Genomic DNA, 17,875 nt, shown 5'->3' on the forward strand with positions numbered 1-17,875 from the left:
TTCGTTTTCCTTTCAACGCGCCCAGTCGCCAACCAAGCTCAGCACCTGCTGAAACAGCGGCAGGCAAGCTGAGATTGCCAGCACTGCGCCCGCGATTTCGACTTTTGCAGCAAGCGCTGACTGCCCGGCATCCTTGCACAGTGCGCTCATCACGCGTATCACCGTCGCGATGCCCACCACCTTGAGCACCGGCAGATAGAGCGACTGCCCGATTCCGCCTTGCCCAAACGCCTGTTCAAAGGTCTGCACCGCACCGCTGATTTCGGAAAACACGCGAAACAAAATGACAAGCCCCGTCACCAGCACAAGCAGGAATGCAATGGCCGGGCTGTCCTTTTTCAGCGTCAGCGTGAATACGATGGCCAGCAGTGCAAGACCACACAGCGGCATGAGTCCGCTCAAAACCCGAATACGCTCTTCATCATGGAGAACAGCTGCCCGATCTCCTGCACGATCATCATCAAGACCACAATTAACGCGGCCAAAACGACCATGAGCGCCTGTTCATCCCGTCCCGAACGCGTCAGCAGCTGGTTGAGTACCGCTACCAGAATGCCGATCGCGGCGATTTTAAAAATCAGATCAACGTCCATAATTTCCTCCGCTTCAAATCAGCACCAACACGACCAGAATACCCATTGCAATGCCGCAGGTGCGGTACAGGTTGCCTTTATTCGTCAGCTCCTGTGCAGCGACCTCGCGTGATGTGCTCAGTCGACGTGAAATCTGACGCAAACCGGCAAGCTGTTCGGATGCATCATAACGCCCCAGAAAATTTGAGGCCTGGCATAAAATCTCGCATTCCTGATTGCCAAGTCCAATCTCCTCCCGCATATCCCGCAGATTGGCGCACCACAGATAGCCCAGCGAAAGACCGTTCTGCTCCCGCAGCCGCCGCTGCAGGGCAAGAAACACCCTTGCGACCGCTTCGTTCTCATTTTCGGTCAATTCCGCGATGATGTCCGGCAGTGTGGCGCGCCGACACTCAATTTCGCTCATAATCAGCGTCAGCGCGAGCAAAAGCGCATCCGCTGCCGCCACTCGCCGTCGCAGCTGCTGTCTTGCCGACAGTCCCAGCGCGGCGCACGAACCGAAAATCATCACAGCCCCCAGTAATTTCAGCATTCTGATTCCTCCTTGATGTCCTCCACGTGATACGTCCGTTTTTCCCCGTCGAGCGAGACAATTATCACCCGCTCGAACAAATGAAGCGCAAGCAGCTCGCGATACAATGCCCGCCGCCGCAAATCCTCCAAATCCTTCGCATGCGCCGATGCAACGACCGACACGCCGCAGTGTGCACAGAGTCCCACCGCCTGTACATCACCGGGTGACGTAATCTCATCGAGCGCAATGAGCGCGGGCGACATGGTTTTGAGCAGCATGAGCGCTGCCTGCTGCTTGGAACAGCCTTCGATTACATCGGTGCACCGCCCTACATCAAACTGCGGTACCCCTTCCGACAGTGCTGCAATTTCGCACCGCTCGTCCGCAACGCCGACCGTCCACCCCGCGTCCGATGTGCGGCGAATCAGCTCACGCAGCAGCGTTGTTTTGCCAAGACCCGGCGGAGAGATCAGCAGTGTTGAGTGCAGCCGTCCGTCTGACACCAGTTCCAAACCTTCCCCTGCGTCCCGAATCTGCCGAGCAACGCGCAGGTTGAGCGAGGAGATATTTCGGATGCCGCTCACTTCACCGTTCTCGACCACCGCGGTGCCGCACACGCCCAGTCGATGTCCCCCTGCGAGCGTGATGTAGCCGTATCGCAGGCTTTCTGCATAGCTATGTACCGAAAAACGTGCCGCACGGCTCAGGATATCGCGCAGCGTCTCTGCAGAAAGCGGCTCCAAATCCAGCACTCTCTCCTCCAAAGCTGCTTTCACACCCGGAGGCCGCCCTGCGCGCAGACGCAATTCTTCGATTTCTGTCTGCTCTTCCATTCCTTCCAGCTGCATCCTGAGCAGCGGCGGCATACACTCAGCCGCCTGCTGGAATGCTTTGTCCGTCTTCATGTCTCATCACCTGTCCTACTCTATGCGTCTGCCTGTCCCCGGTATGACAGAGAAACAAAATTGCAATAAAACAACCATTGACAAAAACTACAAACCGTCCTATAATAATCACATATATTGCACAAAGCGATGACAGAGGAAAGTAATTGTCCCAAGTGCGGCTTTCAGGGAGTGTCCGGCATGACTGTAAACGGACGCAGACGCCGGTATGATGAAGTTCCCTCTTGAGCTGCGGCGCTGAACCATTCGTTTAGTAGGCGCTGACGGGTCTCCTCCGTTACAGGGATAGGATATTTTTTGTATCCGAAAAAGTGCGGCAGAATTTTTTTGCCGAATGTGGGTGGTACCGCGGAACCGTTTGTCTTTCGTCCCTCTTTGTGGATGAAGGGCTTTTTTTATACCTTTTCCGCCGCTGACAGACGTAAACAACATTCACCTACAGAAAAGAAAAGGAGACAATATTATGATTATCATCATGAAGCCAACTGCAACACGCGAACACGTAGAGGAGTTATCCGCACTCATGGAACGCTGGAACGTCAAAGCAAACCCGATTTACGGCGAGGGCACGATTGTTATCGGCCTGGTAGGCGATACGGGCGCTGTCGATAAGGACGCGCTGCTGCGCGATCCGCAGGTCGACAATATTATTAAGGTGCAGGAGCCGTTTAAGCTCGCCAACCGCAAGATGCACCCGCAGGATTCTCTGGTCACAATCGGCAAGGACGTTGTCATCGGCGGCAAGAAAATCATCGTTATGGCCGGCCCCTGCTCGGTTGAGGGTCATGACCAAATCATTGATGTTGCACGTCATGTTAAGGCGGACGGCGCAACCGTGCTGCGCGGCGGTGCTTGGAAGCCCCGCTCGTCCCCGTACTCTTTCCAGGGCATGAAGGCCGAGGGACTGGATTTGCTGCACGAAGCCAGCCTCGACACCGGTCTGCCGGTCGTCACCGAAATCACCAATCCCGCGCATATCGATCTGTTCATGGAAAAGTGCGACTGCTTCCAGGTCGGCGCGCGCAACATGCAGAACTTCGAGCTGCTCAAGGAGCTGGGGCAGGTCAACAAGCCTGTCCTGCTCAAGCGCGGCTTCGCAAACACGATGGAGGAGTTCCTCATGTCCGCCGAATACCTGATGGCGGGCGGCAACGAGGATGTCATTCTCTGCGAGCGCGGCATCCGCACCTACGAGCAGTACACCCGCAACACACTGGACATTTCGGCTGTTCCGGTGCTCAAGCGTATGAGCCACCTGCCGGTTATCGTCGACCCGTCACACGCGGGCGGCATCTACTGGATGGTCGAGCCGCTTGCCAAGGCCGCTGTCGCCGCTGGTGCGGACGGTCTGATGATTGAGGTGCACAACGACCCTGCGCACGCCCTGTCGGACGGTGCACAGTCGCTGACCTACGATTCTTTTGCTGAAACTATGGGCAGCCTGCGCGCAGTCGCTCAGGCGGTTGGCCGCGAACTGTAAGAGACAATTACGATAAAGGAGTGAGCATTTGTGGCGCAGATTCTGTCCCTTTCGGGCGCAAACGGCGTGTCCGATATCCACATTGAAGCCGGCCTGCTTGATCGGGCGGGTGCCGTCATCGGTGAGACATTTTCACCAAGCCGCATTCATATCGTGACCGATTCGACAGTCGCGCCGCTATATCTCGACCGACTGAAACAGCAGTTTGCACTGCCCGTTTCCGAGACTGTGCTGCCCGCAGGCGAAGAATATAAGCGCCTTGCGGCTGTTGAGGGCATCTATCATGACCTGCTCGCGAGCGGCATGACACGGAAAGATCTAATTATCGCGCTCGGCGGCGGTGTGACCGGCGATATCACAGGCTTTGCCGCCGCTACCTTTCTGCGCGGTGTGTCGCTCTGCCAGATTCCGACCACGCTTCTGGCGCAGGTGGATTCCTCAGTCGGCGGCAAAACCGGCGTTGATCTGCCCGAGGGCAAAAACCTCGTCGGCGCGTTTTATCAGCCCCGGCTGGTACTGATTGATCCCAATGTTCTCTCCACCCTGCCCGATGCAACCTTTGCGGACGGCATGGCCGAAGTGGTCAAATACGGTTATATCGCAAACCGCGAGATTCTCGATCTCGTCGCGCAGCCGGATTATAAGCAGAACATCGAAACCATTATTTATGAGTGTGTTAAAATCAAGCGTGACGTGGTTGCCATTGACGAGCATGATACCGGACTGCGCATGATTTTAAACTTCGGTCATACCATCGGGCATGCGGCAGAAAAGCTGGGCAATTACACCGCGCTCACACACGGACAAGCGGTCGCTATCGGCATGGTCTGCGCGATGCACCTGTCCGCACTGCGCGGTGACGCGGATTTGTCCGCACCGCTCGTGCGCCTGCTGCAGCAGATTGGTCTGCCGACCGAGCTGACATACGACCGCGAAGCGATTTTTAACGCTCTTCTGTCGGACAAAAAGAAGTTCGGCGCAACGGTCAATTTTATCCTCGTGCGCGAGCCGGGACGGGCGGAAATCACGCCCATCGAAGCGGATGCGCTGCACGAATTCATCAAACAACTGTAAGGAGGACCGCAAATGGGCTCCACTTGGGGAAACAGCATCAAAATTTCCATCTTCGGCGAGTCGCATGGCGGCGGCATCGGCGTAGTACTGGACGGTTTTCCGTCCGGCATCGCATACGATGAGGCGTTCATCCTCTCTGAAATGAAGCGCCGCGCTCCCGGTCAGAACAAGCAGTCGACTGCCCGCAAGGAGAGTGATGCACCGCGCGTGCTCTCCGGCATTTTGAACGGCAAAACGACCGGCACGCCGATTTGCGCGGTCATTGAAAATACCAATCAGCGCTCGGGCGACTATGCCGAGCTTGCCGATCAGCCACGCCCCGGCCACGCCGATTATACCGGCATGCTGCGTTACAAGGGTTTCAACGACCCCCGCGGCGGCGGCCATTTCTCCGGCAGATTGACCGCGCCTCTCGTGTTTGCAGGTGCACTGTGCAAGCTGTATTTGAAAAGCGAAGGCGTCATGGTCGGCTCGCACATCCAGTCGATTGCACAGATTCAGGACATGCCGTTTGACGACGTTTGCGTGACCGAAGCGCAGCTCGAAGGCCTGCGCACTGCCGAATATCCCATTCAAAACGACCGTGTGCGTGACGCAATGCTCACCGCTATCGAGGATGCGCGGCTCGAGCAGGACTCGGTCGGCGGCGTGATTGAATGCGCGGCCATCGGCCTTCCAGCCGGCTTGGGCAGTCCCATGATGGACACGGTGGAGAGCCGTCTGTCCTCCATCCTGTTTGCCGTTCCGGCGGTCAAGGGCGTGGAGTTCGGCGCAGGCTTCGGCTTTGCCGGTCTGCGCGGTTCGCACGCAAATGACACGTTTTATAAGGAAAACGGCACGGTCAAAACCGACACCAACAACAACGGCGGTGTGCTCGGCGGTATCACCAGCGGTATGCCCGTGCTCGTCCGCGCGGCGATTAAACCCACCCCGTCAATCGGCATGCAGCAACAGACGCTCAGCCTGTCGCGCGGCACGGTCGAGCCGCTTTCCATCCACGGGCGGCACGATCCCTGTATCGTTACCCGCGCGGCGCCTGTCATTGAGGCCGCAGTGGCAATCGCAGTCGCCGATTTACTGAGGGAGGCAAAGGGTTATGCGTGAACTTCCCTCCATCCGGCAGGACATTAACTCGGTGGACGCCGCGATTCGCGAGCTGTTTTTGCTGCGAATGTCGCTTGCGCTTGAAGTCGCGCGGACCAAAGCGCAGACCAACGATAAAATTTTCAAACCTGACCGAGAAGCCGAAATCATCGAAAAGCGCGCCACCGGCATGCCGGAGGAGCTGCGGCTCAAGTACATCGCACTGCTGCAGAACATGATTTGCGCCAGCCGCGAATATCAGTACAGCGAAATCCTGCGTCTGAATCCGGATAAGTTCCCCTTCCATCCTGCCGAAAGCGCACTGGCGCCGCAGTCGGTCTATTATCAAGGCGTGCCTGGTGCGTACCAGGAACTGGCCGCCCGCGCACTCTTTCCGCAGACCGAGCCGCAGCATGTGCCGACCTGGGAGCAGGTATTTCAGTCGGTGCGCGATGGCGCGGCGGATGCAGGTGTTGTCCCGGTCGAAAATACGACCGCGGGCACGGTGAGCGAGGTGTATGATCTGCTGTTGGAATACGATTTGTCCATCAACTATTCTTACATTAAAAAGATTCGCCACTGTCTGGCGGCAGTTCCCGGAACCCGCATTGACGAGGTGGAGCGCGTCTGCTCCCATCCGCACGCGCTGCCCCAGTGCCACGCCTACATACAGGAGCACAGTTTTGAAGCCATTGAGGTCGCCAATACCGCGATGGCCGCGCAGAACGTCGCCGCACGCGGGGATAAGGGGCTTGCCGCAATCTGCTCCCGTGAAGCTGCCGAGCGCTATGGCTTAGATGTGCTCGCCGAGGGCATCAACGACCTCAAGCACAACGAAACGCGCTTTATCGCGGTCAGCCGCACGCTGACCTGTAGGCCCGAGGATAACCGCATAGAAATCGCGTTCCACATTCCGAACGTACCCGGCTCGCTGGGCGCGGTGCTGAACATTTTCTCGGACTACGGCGTCGACATGACCGAAATCTATTCACGCCCGATGAAGGACAGTCCGTGGTGCTATGTGTTCTACATCGATTTTACCGGCAACATGCGCGACCACGCGGTGCAGGCGCTTCTTTATCAGCTCCATGAGGAGCTTCCCTACATCAAGGTCATCGGCAGCTACCGCGTCGCCGAGGCAACGGAGGAATAACATGCAAGTCAATACATCCGGCCCGCTGCGCGGCGAAATCACCGTGCCGGGCGATAAATCCATTTCCCACCGCGCGGTCATGCTGGGCGCGCTGGCCAAGGGCACGACCCACATCACCGGCTTTCTGATGGGCGAGGACTGTCTGTCCACCATCGACTGCTTCCGCAAAATGGGCGTTGAAATCGGGATTACCGAAGATGAGGTCATTGTGCACGGCGTCGGCCTGCACGGCCTTTCCGCGCCTCAGGATGCGCTCTACACCGGTAACAGCGGCACTACCACTCGCCTGCTGTGCGGCATTCTTGCCGGACAATCCTTCCCCGTGACGATGAGCGGCGACCCGTCTATCCAGAAACGTCCGATGGGCCGTGTCATCAAGCCGCTGCGCGAGATGGGCGCACGAATCGATGGGCGGGACGACAATTTCTGTCCGCTGACCATCCATCCGAGCGAGCTGTGCGGCATTGAATACACACTGCCCGTCGCTTCGGCGCAGCTCAAGAGTGCGATTCTGCTCGCCGGCCTGTATGCCGAGGGGCAGACGACCGTCATTGAGCCGGCCCCCTCCCGCGACCACACCGAGCGTATGTTCCGCGCACTGGGCGTCGAGGTGGAGACCCACGACGGTGTGATTACTCTCGACCCACCCGAAGAGTTGCACGCACTGGACATTGCGGTGCCGGCTGATATTTCATCGGCAGCCTTCTTCCTCGTTGCGGGCGCGATTGTGCCCGGCAGCGAACTGACCATCAAAAACGTCGGTGTAAACCCGACACGTACCGGCATTCTCGATGTGCTGCGCGACATGGGTGCAGAAATTACCGAGAAAAATTTCCGGGATGATGCGGAACCTGTCTGCGATTTGATCGTCAAATATAGTGCGCTCCATGGCACAACGATCGGCGGAGAGATTATCCCCCGCCTGATTGACGAGCTTCCCGTCATTGCGGTCGCGGCCGCCTTCGCCCAGGGCGAGACTATTATCCGCGACGCACAGGAGCTGAAGGTCAAGGAATCCAACCGCATCGCCGCTATGGTGACCGAGCTGAAAAAGGCCGGTGTCGACGTGGAGGAAACCGAGGACGGCATGATTATCCGAGGCGGCAAAAAGCCGCACGGCGCGACCTTTGAAACCTATAAGGATCACCGCATTGCAATGAGCCTTGCCGTCTGCGCACTCGCCTGCGAAGGGGCAAGCCGCATTTTAGACCCCGAGGTCGTGGCGATTTCGTACCCCACCTTCTTTGAAACGCTGCAGAAACTGGGAGGCTGATTCCATGCTGCTTTCCCTTGAAGAATTCCGCGCCTTTACGCCGACCAAGGACACCTACGCCCTGTTCGGCTGGCCGCTCGGCCACACGATGAGCCCCGAGCTGCACGCGCAGCTGTTTGCGGCCTCCGGGCAACAGGCAGAGTACATCGGCGTTGCCGTTCCGCCCGAACAGCTTGAGGAGGCCTTTGCCCTTGCCAAGCAAAAGCTGCGCGGCATCAACTGCACGATTCCGCACAAAAAGGCCGTTATCCCGCTGCTTGACGAGGTGGATACGGCCGCGCGCGATCTTCATTCGGTCAACACCGTCGCGTTTCGGGATGGCAAGGCGATTGGCTACAACACTGACATTCTCGGCTTTGCCGAGTCGCTCAAGAAGGACGGCGTGACGCTTGAGGGCAAAAAGGTTCTGCTGCTCGGCTATGGCGGCGCAGCCGCGGTCATGGCGTACCACTGTCTGTCCGAGGGCGCATCGCTTACCATCACCGGGCGTAATCTGGACAAGGCTGTCGCCCTGCAACAGCAGCTGTCCGCAGCACTGCCCCGCGCCAAGATTGCGGTATTTAGCCGCCGTCACATTCCGCGCGATATCCAGATTGTTTTAAATTCCACGCCTCTCGGCATGTTTCCTAAGGAAACCACATCTCCCCTGCATTTTCTTCCACACAAGACAGAATATGTATTCGATGCGATTTACAACCCGCCTGTCACCGCGACCATGAAGCTTGCCAACCCCAAGAAAATCAAAACGCGTGACGGTCTGTACATGCTGGTCATGCAGGCGGCGCACGCGCAGACAATTTGGTCGGGCGCGGCCTTTACACCGCAGTCCTGCGACAGTATTCTGCGTCGGCTCTATGGTAAAATGGCGGTCAAGCGCCTGCATGATAAGTATGGCAAACAGAACATCGTGCTGTGCGGCTTTATGGGCAGCGGCAAGACGACAATCGGCCGCAAGCTTGCCCGCCTGACCGGCCTTACCTTTGTAGATGCCGATCAGTATCTGGAGGCCAAGGAGGAAACAAAAATCCCGGACATTTTCGCCGCACATGGTGAAGCCTATTTCCGAGACAAGGAAACCCAGTACATTAAGGAGCTCTGCCGGCAGGAAGGCCTCGTGCTGTCGCTCGGCGGCGGCGCGGTGCTGCGCGACGAGAACGTTGCAGCCATCCGCGAGACCGGCTTTTTAATTCATCTGGACACGCCTTATTACCGCATTTTGAAAAACCTGTCCTATTCGGACAGCCGCCCCCTGCTCAACAAACCCGACAAGCAGGCCGAAACGCGCCGTCTTTATAATGCGCGCAAGGGTCTGTACCACCGCGTATCCGATGTTTCGGTGCGCAGTCCCAAAATCTCCGAGGTTTTGGAGAAGGTCGTCAAGAGCATCTGAGAAATCGAGGTTCTGCATGAAATTCCTGAGCAAAAAATCCATACGCGCAGTCTCGTCTGCGCTCGTCGTCTGCCAGCTTATCTCGGCAGGCGCGGGCGCGGCGTTTGACAGCGCGTTTTCCTATTCTTACCCGGTCGGTGAAGGCACAACCTACACCCGTGTTGAGGGCAAGAACAGTGCCGGCCTGCAAAAGGCCAATATTTTGACCTATGCACCGAATACGACTGTCACGCCGCGTATTGTTTACGCCAGCGAACAGCTATACGGCGCAAAGGCCACCATTATGAACGCCGCAAAGTATATGACGAATAAAAACCTCAAGGTAATCGGCGGTGTGAACGCTGACTTTTTCGTCATGTCGAGCGGTATCCCAATCGGCCTGGTCATCGATGAAGGCGAACTCATTTCGTCCGATGCATGGCAGTACGCGGTCGGCTTCAAACCGGACGGCACCGCCGTCACCGGACGGCCGACCATGAGCATGAAGATCGCCGGTACAACCGGCACGGTTTCGGTCGCCTATTTTAACAAGACCCGCACGACGGCAGGCATCTACCTGCTCGACCGCAATTATGACTCCTCGACTCATTTTTCCGCGAACGGTCGAAACATCATCCTCGAGCGCATCGATGATACACCGGTTACCGTAGGCGGAACGGTTAAAATGAAGGTCATTAACAAGGGAACAGGCGCAAGCCCGCTTACCATCACCGAGAATCAGATGGTGCTGACCCAGTCGGACGGCGCCAAGGGTGACTGGATTGACTTTGCAGTCGGCGAAGAGGTAACGCTTACGGTTCAGGCAGCCGACAGCGCGTGGCGTGATGTCGATTACGCAGTCGGCGGCAAGCTGCTGCTTGATAACGGCACAGTCACCACCTCAGGCATTGACGCTGCTTCCAGCAAAACCGCCCGCAGCGCGATCGGTGTAAAAGCAGACGGCACGATTATCCTCTACGAAGTTGACGGCCTGCAGTCGACGCACAGCGCCGGTCTGACAGCGGCTGAGCTAGGAAACGAGCTGAAGGCGCTCGGCTGCGTCAGTGCCATCTGTCTCGACGGCGGCGGCTCGTCCGCCATGGCGCTTCGTCAGCCCGGCAGCAGTGATGTTTCGCTCATCACCAAGCCGTCGGACGTCTCTCAGCGCTCGTGCGCCAACTACATTTTCCTCATCAACAACGCGCCTTCGGACGGCGTGACCGCACATGCGATTCTCACACCGAGTTATCGCTATCTGCTGCCCGGTGCATCGACCTGGTTCTCCGTGAAGGGTGCGGATTCTTCCTACGGTCCTGCCGAAGCGCCGACCGATTTGTCCTATACCGTCAGCGGCGATTTGGGCACGGTCAGCGGACAGACATTTACCGCAGGCAGCAACACCGGCAGTGCGACCATCAAGGCGTCAAGTGGCTCGGTCAGCGGTGAGATGACGGTGTCTGTCACCGAAGATGTCAACTCCATCGCGCTGTCCAGCGGCAGCAACAGCATCAGTTCGGTATCGCTTGACCCGGGTAAGTCGATTGACCTGGACGCAACCGCCTATCATCAGGGCACCAAAATGTCCGCAACCGACGATCTGTTCACATGGTCTGTTTCGGGTGCAGTGGGCACACTGGACAAAAACGGCGTCTTTCAGGCGGGCGAAAACATGGCTTCGGGCACGCTGACCTGTGCTTACGGCGCAACAAAAAAGACGATTAACGTATCTGTCGGCATGGGTGACGCACAGCAGTCGTCCAAAATCGCCGATTTTGAATCCGCGCAGCCTTGCACCGCAACGGATGGTGTGACCCTGTCTACGGTCAGCGACTACACGCTCGTGGGATACGGTGCGCGTTCGCTCAAGGCCGCTTACGACGGCACGAAGGTTGCGACTGCCACAATCCATCTGCCGGAGACCGACGTTTCCGAGATGAAGTATCTGTCGCTCTCTGCTCGTTCGGCGGGCACGATGTCCAATCTGACCGCTGTTTTTGCGGATGAGAACGGCGAAGAGTTGACCGCTCCCCTCTCCGCTGCGACGACGACCTCGTGGCGGCACCTGACGACGGCTGTGCCTGAGGGTGCGGCGAAGCTGGTCGGTATCCGTGTGCAGAAATCCGGCACGGGCGCGGCGAATTCGGCACTGTACCTCGATCAGATATTTGTCTCCGCACATCATGCGGTCACCAATACCGATGCCCCGGCACTGACACTCGCGAAGAATGCATTGACCGTCAGCGCGGGTGCTTCGGCCACCGTTACCGGCACGGCCACCATGGAAAGCGGCAAGTATCCGGTGCGGGCGGGCAACATCACCGTCAAGGTAGACGGCAAGACCGTCACCGGTGCGGCAAAGATGAGTGGCTCGGCCTTGACGGTCACCACAGGTGCGCTCTCCGCAGGCACGCATTGTATCACCATTGATGCGACCGACGACGCAGGCAACCGCACCCGCAAAAGCGTGACCGTCACAGCGGGCAACGCGTCCAGTCCTTTTTCCGACACCGCTTCGCACTGGGCAGGCGGCTACGCTTCTCTGCTGAATACGACCGGCATTATGAAGGGCGAAACACAGGACGGCAAGACTTATTTCAGCCCTGACCGCAATCTGCGGCGTATGGAATTTGCCGTCACCATGGCACGCGTGCTCGGTCTGGATACTTCGTACACCGGCAAGCTTGACTTTGCGGACGATGCCTCCATTCCCTCCTGGGCACGCGGCGCGGTTTATGCTGTGTCTAAGGCCGGCATCATGAACGGTCAGAAATCGGGCGACAAAGTTTACTTCGCCCCGAGCGCCGACATGATCCGCGCTGAGGTGATGACCGTAATCGGCCGCAGCCTGCCGCGTGGTTTTGCGGCGGCTTCGCTCAGCTATACGGATGCTTCTTCGGTGCCCTCCTGGGCGACCGAGCAGGTCAAGACCTGCGTTTCCGCCGGCATCATCGGCGGCTATGCAGATAATACACTCAAACCGCTCGGCAATATCACGCGCGGTGAGATTGCGAAAATTCTTGCCCTTCTGTAACATAAAAAAGAACACCTGCCTCATTGCAGGTGTTCTTTTTTATACGCAGAACCCGCCTGTCACAGCGAGCGTTTGGCCGGTAACAAAGGATGCTTTGTCGGAGCAGAGATAAACAATACTCTGCGCCACCTCCTCCGCCTTGCCGGTGCGGCCGAGGGGTGTTTCATCAGCCAGCTGCCGCATCGTTTCGTCAGAATGTGCCGCATTCATGTCGGTGTCAATCACACCGGGAGCGACACAGTTGACGCGAATACCCGATGGGCCAAGCTCCTGCGCCAGCGACTTCGTTAAACCAATCAGCGCGGCCTTGGACGCGGCGTAATGGCTTTCGCAGGATGCCCCTGTTACGCCCCACACCGAGGATACGGTGACAATACTTCCCGCCTTCTGGTGTACAAAATCCGGCAGAGCACTCTGCATGGCATAGACGGCACTCATTAGATTTGCATTCAGCATGTTGTTCCAGTCCGTGTCGGTCAGGTCACAAAACATCTTTTGCTGCGCAATACCAACGTTGCACACCAGTGCGTCTGGGCGACCAAAGGTCTGCCGTGCGAGGTCAAAGCAGCGCTCCACGTCGGCTTTTACCGTCATATCACCCTGCAGGGCAAACACGTGAGCATGCTCCTCTGTTAGCCGCTGAGCATGCTCAGCACTGCTGCGATAGGTGAACGCCACCTGCCAGCCTTCCGCCGCAAAGGCACGCACACAGGCGGCGCCAATGCCGCGCGAGCCGCCTGTAATCCATACTGTTTTCATAAACTCCTCCGAAACAAAGAGGGACAGCGCGAAGCTGTCCCCTTTTTATGCTGTTTAAATCAGATGGCAACCGTCTGCTCGGCCTGGAACAAATCCTGCTCCAAATCCTTCTTGCGCGACAGGCCTTCCTCAATATCGAGATCGGTGACACGGTTGTCGTCAAACACGATAACGCGGTTGGTTTTACCAGACTCCAACGCCATAACCGACTCATATCCCATGCGAGTCGCCATCACGCGGTCACGCGCCGTGGGCGAACCGCCGCGCTGGATATGTCCCAGAATGGTGACACGGGTATCCAGACCGGTCGACTCATGAATACGGTCAGCCACGTCCTGTGCTGCGCCATAGCCCTCTGCCACAATGATAATATGGTGATTACGGCCCTTGATGCGGCCGGTGCGCATTTTCTCAATCACGTCAACGTCAAAGTTGATCTCACGCTCGGGCAGCAAAATCGCTGTCGCGCCGACTGCGCAGCCGACATGCAGCGCCAGATGTCCAGCTCTGCGGCCCATGACCTCTACCACGGAGCAGCGCTCGTGAGACTGCATCGTGTCGCGCAGCTTATCGATGCATTCAATCGCGGTATTGCAGGCAGTGTCAAAGCCGATTGTATAGTCGGTGCACACAATATCGTTGTCAATCGTTCCGGGTACGCCGATGCACGGCACGCCCATGTGGGAAAGTGCCTGTGCGCCGCGAAACGTACCATCGCCGCCGCAGCAAATCAGGCCGTCGATGCCAAGATACTTGCAGGTGTCCGCCGCCTTCTGCAGGCCTTCCTCGGTCATCATCTCCTTGCAGCGTGCAGTGTAAAGCATGGTACCGCCCTTGCGGATAATGCCATCCACACTGCGGGAACCCATCTCGATGATGTCGCCGTTAATCAGACCGCTGTAACCGCGGCGAATGCCAAGCACCGAAATATCATGCGCAGACGCGGTGCGTACCACCGCACGGATCAGCGCATTCATGCCGGGCGCATCACCGCCGCTGGTCAACACACCGATTCTGCGAATTTGCTTGTCCATAATGATCCTCCCTAATGTCCCAATATATCAACAAAAAAACCAAATCTCTGATTCTATTATAGCATTTTTCTTGTTCAATAGTAAAGTGCTATTTTACAACTACATTGGGTTCGCCCAGAACCTCGCGCAGCCGTTCCAGCAACGCAATATCCGCACGGCACCAAAGGGTGCGCGGCGCAAGCATCCGCTTGCCTGTGTCCGCCGGACAGAATACCACCGGCATATCACCGCTTTGCATCGAAAGCAGGCGCTTGGCTTCACTGCTGACTTCATCGCGCATGTCCGGCACGCGCAGATACAGCTTCTGCTGAGACAGTCCGGCCGCCTGTTGGTCGGTATAAACGGACTTCCGCGGGTGTTCATGATCCATCATGCTGTTCACCGCCGCCTCAGTCAGCGGCTGCGCTTCATTGAGCAGCACTTTGGGTGCCTCATCTTCGCGCGCGTCGATTTTACCGGTCAGCAGTACCGCACTGTCTTCCGTCAGATAAGAGCCACACTGCTGCAGGGAACGCGGAAAAACGACCAATTCAATTGGCGCCGACTCATCCTCCACCGTGACGTAGGCCATCATTGAACCGTTCTTCGTGGATTTCAGCCGCACCGCCGTAATGACACAGGCCAGCCGAACCGTCATGCCGTCCTTATAGATCGGGGCTGCGCTTTCACCGGACAAATCGTCGATAATGGCGCGAATTGACGCGGCACTCGCCTTTCGGGAGATTTCCCGGTATTCATCCATCGGGTGACCGGACAGGTACAAGCCTGTTGTTTCTTTTTCCATCGAAAGCAGCTCGCGCTTGCTCAGCTCCGGAATGTTCGGCAGTGCGATTTCGCTGTCCTGCACTTCCTGATTGCCCATGCCGAACAAATCCATCTGTCCCTCGATATTCCGTTTCCGGCTTTGTGAGACAGCGTCGACCACCAGACCTGCAATCTTAAGCAGTTGACTGCGCCGATACCCCAGCGAATCAAACGCGCCCGCCTTGATTAGATTTTCCAGTGCCCGCCGATTGAGTTCCCGGTCAAACATTCGCTCGCAAAACTGCTGAAACGAATGGAATGAACCGTTCTGCTCCCGCTCGTCAACCAACTGCTTCATAAAGCCGCGTCCAACGCCCTTAACAGCTGCCAGTCCGAACCGAATGTCATTCCCTGCAACTGAAAACCCGTCGAAGGACTCATTGACATCAGGCGGCAGCACCGAGATGCCCATTTCCCGTGCGGCTTGAATATACTCGGAAATTTTGTCTGACGAATCGAGCACCGAGGTCAGTAATGCCGCCATATATTCGCGCGGATAATGGCACTTGAGGTATGCCGTGCGGTAAGATACGACCGCATAGCAGACCGCATGTGCCTTATTAAAGGCGTAATTGGCAAAATCCATGATTTCGTCGAAGATGGAGGCCGCAATCGCTTCGGGAACGCCGCGCTTGACCGCGCCGTCAATCCCCTCCGTCTCGTTGCCATGAATGAAGCTGATGCGCTCTTTTTCCAGCTCCTTCATCTTCTTTTTACTCATTGCGCGGCGCACCATGTCCGCCTTACCGAGCGAGTAGCCTGCAAGCTTACGGAAAACCTCCATAACCTGTTCCTGATAGACCATACAGCCGTAGGTGACCGAAAGAATGGGCTCGAGCAGCGGATGCTTATAAGTGACCTTTTCAGGATGATGCTTACACTCAATATAGCGCGGGATGGACTGCATCGGCCCGGGTCGGTACAGCGCAACGACCGCCGTAATATCTTCAATCGACTGCGGACGCAGACCTGTGACGACGTTTGTGATGCCCGCCGATTCCAACTGGAACACACCCATCGTTGAACCGCGGCCGAGCATTGCATAGGTTTGCTCATCCTCCATCGAGACGGTTTCCATATTGAAATCCGGTGTATGGCGGCGAATCATTTTCTCCGCATCCGCGATAACGGTCAGGTTGCGCAGTCCCAGAAAATCCATTTTGAGCAGCCCGAGCTCCTCAATCGTTGTCATCGGGAACTGGGTGACCATCTGGTCATCGTTGCGGGAAAGGGGCACATAGGTATCAACCGGATTTTTCGTGATGACCACGCCTGCGGCGTGTGTTGATGCGTGCCGCGGCATACCCTCGAGCGCGCGAGCCGTGTCAATCAGCTCCCGTGTCTGCGGGTTTTCGTCATACATTTTTTTCAGTTCCGGATTGACCGACACGGCTTTGCTAATTGTGATATGCAGTTCGTTAGGCACTTGCTTGGCGACCGCATCCACATCGTTATACGGAATATTCAGCGCGCGGCCGACATCACGAATCGCACCGCGCGCCGCCATCGTACCAAAAGTGACAATCTGCGCCACGCGATCCTTACCGTACTTCTCCGTGACGTACTGAATGACCTCAGGACGGCGCACGTAGCAGAAATCGATATCGATATCGGGCATGGAAACGCGTTCCGGGTTTAGAAAACGTTCAAAGTAGAGCGAATAATGAATTGGGTCGAGGTCGGTGATGCCAAGGCAGTAGGACACAATCGAACCCGCCGCAGAGCCGCGCCCAGGGCCGACCGGAATATCATTTTTCTTGGCATATCCAATAAAGTCAGAGACAATCAAAAAGTAATCGACAAATCCCATCTTTGCAATCATGTCGATTTCATACTGCAAGCGCTCGCGGTTGGTGCCGTCGTCATTCGGATAACGTTCGGCAAAACCCTCCTCGCACAGCTTTTGCAAATACGCAAGCGAGGTATAGCCGGCGGGCACATCAAATTCGGGCAGGTGATATGTTCCAAATTCAAACTCCACCTGACACCGCTCGGCGATTTTGACGGTGTTCGCCAGTGCCTCCGGATGTCCGGGGAACAGAGCGGCGATTTCATCTGCGTCCTTGATGTAAAATTCCTCGGTCTCAAACTTCATACGGGTCGGATCGTCAACCGTCTTCCCCATTTGAATCGACATCAGCACATCCTGCAGCTTTGCATCCTTCCGCGTGAGATAGTGCGCGTCATTCGTTGCGACTAGACCGATATTCAGCTCCTCTGCGAGCTTGAACAGGCCTTGGTTAACACGCTGCTGCGCTTCGATGCCGTGATCCTGCACTTCCAGATAAAAGTGCTCCCGATCGAAAATATCAAGAAACTGCTCGCACAGTTCGTACGCGCCGTCCATATCTCCATTATTGAGCGCCCGCGGAATCGCGCCCGCGAGACAGGCCGACAGGCAAATCAGCCCCTCACTATGCTGACGCAGCAGCTCCATATCGATACGCGGCTTCATATAAAATCCCTCAGCAAAGCCAAGGCTGACCATGTGGATTAGGTTGCGGTAGCCAGTCATGTTTTCACAGAGCAGAATCAGATGGCTGTGCCACTCGTTATTCACATAGCTGCGCTCAAAGCGAGAACGCGGCGCTACGTATACCTCACACCCGATAATCGGATGCAGGCCCTTGGCCTTACAGGCCTTATAAAAATCAATTACGCCGTACATCACACCGTGGTCGGTCAGCGCGATTGCCGTCTGTCCCAGCTCGGCGACGCGATCGACCAGACCCTCAATGCGGCAGGCGCCGTCGAGCAGACTGTATTCACTATGTACATGTAGATGAACAAAGGGTTCCATAAT

14 protein-coding genes and 1 other annotated feature are annotated in these 17,875 nt (G+C 56.9%); of the genes, 7 read left to right on the forward strand and 7 right to left on the reverse strand.

Annotated features, from left to right (window positions below):
* Positions 1-12: 12 nt before the first annotated feature.
* From QOX26_RS12185 to QOX26_RS12200, 4 genes are read right to left on the reverse strand one after another with little or no spacing between them, the layout of a single operon-like run.
* Positions 13-402 (reverse strand): SpoIIIAC/SpoIIIAD family protein, encoded by a 390-nt coding sequence (locus QOX26_RS12185; RefSeq protein ID WP_283675256.1) that lies wholly within the window; start codon positions 400-402, stop codon positions 13-15.
* Positions 399-593 carry a stage III sporulation protein AC gene (gene spoIIIAC, locus QOX26_RS12190; protein ID WP_283675257.1) on the reverse strand — a complete coding sequence of 65 codons (195 nt, stop codon included), beginning with the start codon at positions 591-593 and terminating at the stop codon, positions 399-401. The genes QOX26_RS12185 and spoIIIAC overlap by 4 nt, the downstream gene beginning before the upstream one ends.
* 13 nt (positions 594-606) lie before the next feature.
* A complete protein-coding gene (locus tag QOX26_RS12195; RefSeq protein ID WP_283675258.1) occupies positions 607-1,125 on the reverse strand; it encodes a stage III sporulation protein AB in 519 nt (172 codons plus the stop codon).
* Positions 1,119-2,012: a stage III sporulation protein AB gene (locus QOX26_RS12200; protein ID WP_283675259.1), complete on the reverse strand. Its 894-nt coding sequence runs from the start codon at positions 2,010-2,012 to the stop codon at positions 1,119-1,121. Before QOX26_RS12200 ends, QOX26_RS12195 begins: the two co-directional genes overlap by 7 nt.
* Positions 2,013-2,132: 120 nt before the next feature.
* Positions 2,133-2,388, forward strand: a binding site (T-box leader).
* Positions 2,389-2,475: 87 nt separating this feature from the next.
* Here QOX26_RS12200 and aroF point away from each other — a divergent pair.
* The 7 genes from aroF to QOX26_RS12235 are packed head-to-tail and all read left to right on the forward strand — an operon-like array spanning position 2,476 to position 12,475.
* Entirely contained in the window at positions 2,476-3,492 is a 1,017-nt protein-coding gene (gene aroF / locus QOX26_RS12205; protein ID WP_283675260.1) for a 3-deoxy-7-phosphoheptulonate synthase, read from the forward strand.
* Positions 3,493-3,522: 30 nt separating this feature from the next.
* Positions 3,523-4,566, forward strand: a complete 1,044-nt coding sequence (aroB, locus tag QOX26_RS12210; RefSeq protein ID WP_283675261.1) for a 3-dehydroquinate synthase — start codon at positions 3,523-3,525, stop codon at positions 4,564-4,566.
* A 12-nt stretch (positions 4,567-4,578) separates the two neighbouring features.
* Positions 4,579-5,670 carry a chorismate synthase gene (gene aroC / locus QOX26_RS12215; RefSeq protein ID WP_283675262.1) on the forward strand — a complete coding sequence of 364 codons (1,092 nt, stop codon included), beginning with the start codon at positions 4,579-4,581 and terminating at the stop codon, positions 5,668-5,670.
* Complete coding sequence (gene pheA, locus QOX26_RS12220) at positions 5,663-6,802, forward strand: prephenate dehydratase (protein ID WP_283675263.1); 1,140 nt, start codon at positions 5,663-5,665, stop codon at positions 6,800-6,802. Before aroC ends, pheA begins: the two co-directional genes overlap by 8 nt.
* Position 6,803: 1 nt before the next feature.
* Positions 6,804-8,075 carry a 3-phosphoshikimate 1-carboxyvinyltransferase gene (gene aroA, locus QOX26_RS12225; protein ID WP_283675264.1) on the forward strand — a complete coding sequence of 424 codons (1,272 nt, stop codon included), beginning with the start codon at positions 6,804-6,806 and terminating at the stop codon, positions 8,073-8,075.
* Between the two features lie 4 nt (positions 8,076-8,079).
* Entirely contained in the window at positions 8,080-9,465 is a 1,386-nt protein-coding gene (locus tag QOX26_RS12230) for a shikimate kinase (RefSeq protein WP_283675265.1), read from the forward strand.
* 16 nt (positions 9,466-9,481) lie between these two features.
* On the forward strand, positions 9,482-12,475 hold the full coding sequence (locus QOX26_RS12235; protein WP_283675266.1) for a phosphodiester glycosidase family protein: 2,994 nt from the start codon (positions 9,482-9,484) through the stop codon (positions 12,473-12,475).
* Positions 12,476-12,514: 39 nt separating this feature from the next.
* On the opposite strand, the gene ymfI is transcribed toward QOX26_RS12235, so the two are convergent.
* The 3 genes from ymfI to QOX26_RS12250 all read right to left on the reverse strand — a co-directional run bounded on the left by ymfI (position 12,515) and on the right by QOX26_RS12250 (position 17,872).
* Positions 12,515-13,234, reverse strand: a complete 720-nt coding sequence (gene ymfI, locus QOX26_RS12240) for an elongation factor P 5-aminopentanone reductase (RefSeq protein WP_283675267.1) — start codon at positions 13,232-13,234, stop codon at positions 12,515-12,517.
* Positions 13,235-13,293: 59 nt separating this feature from the next.
* A complete protein-coding gene (gene pfkA, locus QOX26_RS12245; RefSeq protein ID WP_283675268.1) occupies positions 13,294-14,268 on the reverse strand; it encodes a 6-phosphofructokinase in 975 nt (324 codons plus the stop codon).
* Positions 14,269-14,356: 88 nt separating this feature from the next.
* Positions 14,357-17,872: a DNA polymerase III subunit alpha gene (locus QOX26_RS12250; protein ID WP_283675269.1), complete on the reverse strand. Its 3,516-nt coding sequence runs from the start codon at positions 17,870-17,872 to the stop codon at positions 14,357-14,359.
* Positions 17,873-17,875: the final 3 nt, after the last annotated feature.

Source organism: Butyricicoccus sp. Marseille-Q5471 (genome assembly GCF_951230135.1).
In the GTDB taxonomy this organism is placed as follows: domain Bacteria; phylum Bacillota; class Clostridia; order Oscillospirales; family Butyricicoccaceae; genus Agathobaculum.

Excerpts from the sequence above, each read along its gene's own strand:
- aroA (WP_283675264.1), top strand. The coding sequence starts at position 6,804 with ATGCAAGTCAATACATCCGGCCCGCTGCGCGGCGAAATCACCGTGCCG.
- ymfI (WP_283675267.1), bottom strand. The coding sequence starts at position 13,234 with ATGAAAACAGTATGGATTACAGGCGGCTCGCGCGGCATTGGCGCCGCC.
- aroF (WP_283675260.1), top strand. The coding sequence starts at position 2,476 with ATGATTATCATCATGAAGCCAACTGCAACACGCGAACACGTAGAGGAG.
- QOX26_RS12195 (WP_283675258.1), bottom strand. The coding sequence starts at position 1,125 with ATGCTGAAATTACTGGGGGCTGTGATGATTTTCGGTTCGTGCGCCGCG.
- pfkA (WP_283675268.1), bottom strand. The coding sequence starts at position 14,268 with ATGGACAAGCAAATTCGCAGAATCGGTGTGTTGACCAGCGGCGGTGAT.
- QOX26_RS12250 (WP_283675269.1), bottom strand. The coding sequence starts at position 17,872 with ATGGAACCCTTTGTTCATCTACATGTACATAGTGAATACAGTCTGCTC.
- QOX26_RS12235 (WP_283675266.1), top strand. The coding sequence starts at position 9,482 with ATGAAATTCCTGAGCAAAAAATCCATACGCGCAGTCTCGTCTGCGCTC.
- QOX26_RS12200 (WP_283675259.1), bottom strand. The coding sequence starts at position 2,012 with ATGAAGACGGACAAAGCATTCCAGCAGGCGGCTGAGTGTATGCCGCCG.
- aroC (WP_283675262.1), top strand. The coding sequence starts at position 4,579 with ATGGGCTCCACTTGGGGAAACAGCATCAAAATTTCCATCTTCGGCGAG.
- pheA (WP_283675263.1), top strand. The coding sequence starts at position 5,663 with ATGCGTGAACTTCCCTCCATCCGGCAGGACATTAACTCGGTGGACGCC.
- spoIIIAC (WP_283675257.1), bottom strand. The coding sequence starts at position 593 with ATGGACGTTGATCTGATTTTTAAAATCGCCGCGATCGGCATTCTGGTA.
- QOX26_RS12230 (WP_283675265.1), top strand. The coding sequence starts at position 8,080 with ATGCTGCTTTCCCTTGAAGAATTCCGCGCCTTTACGCCGACCAAGGAC.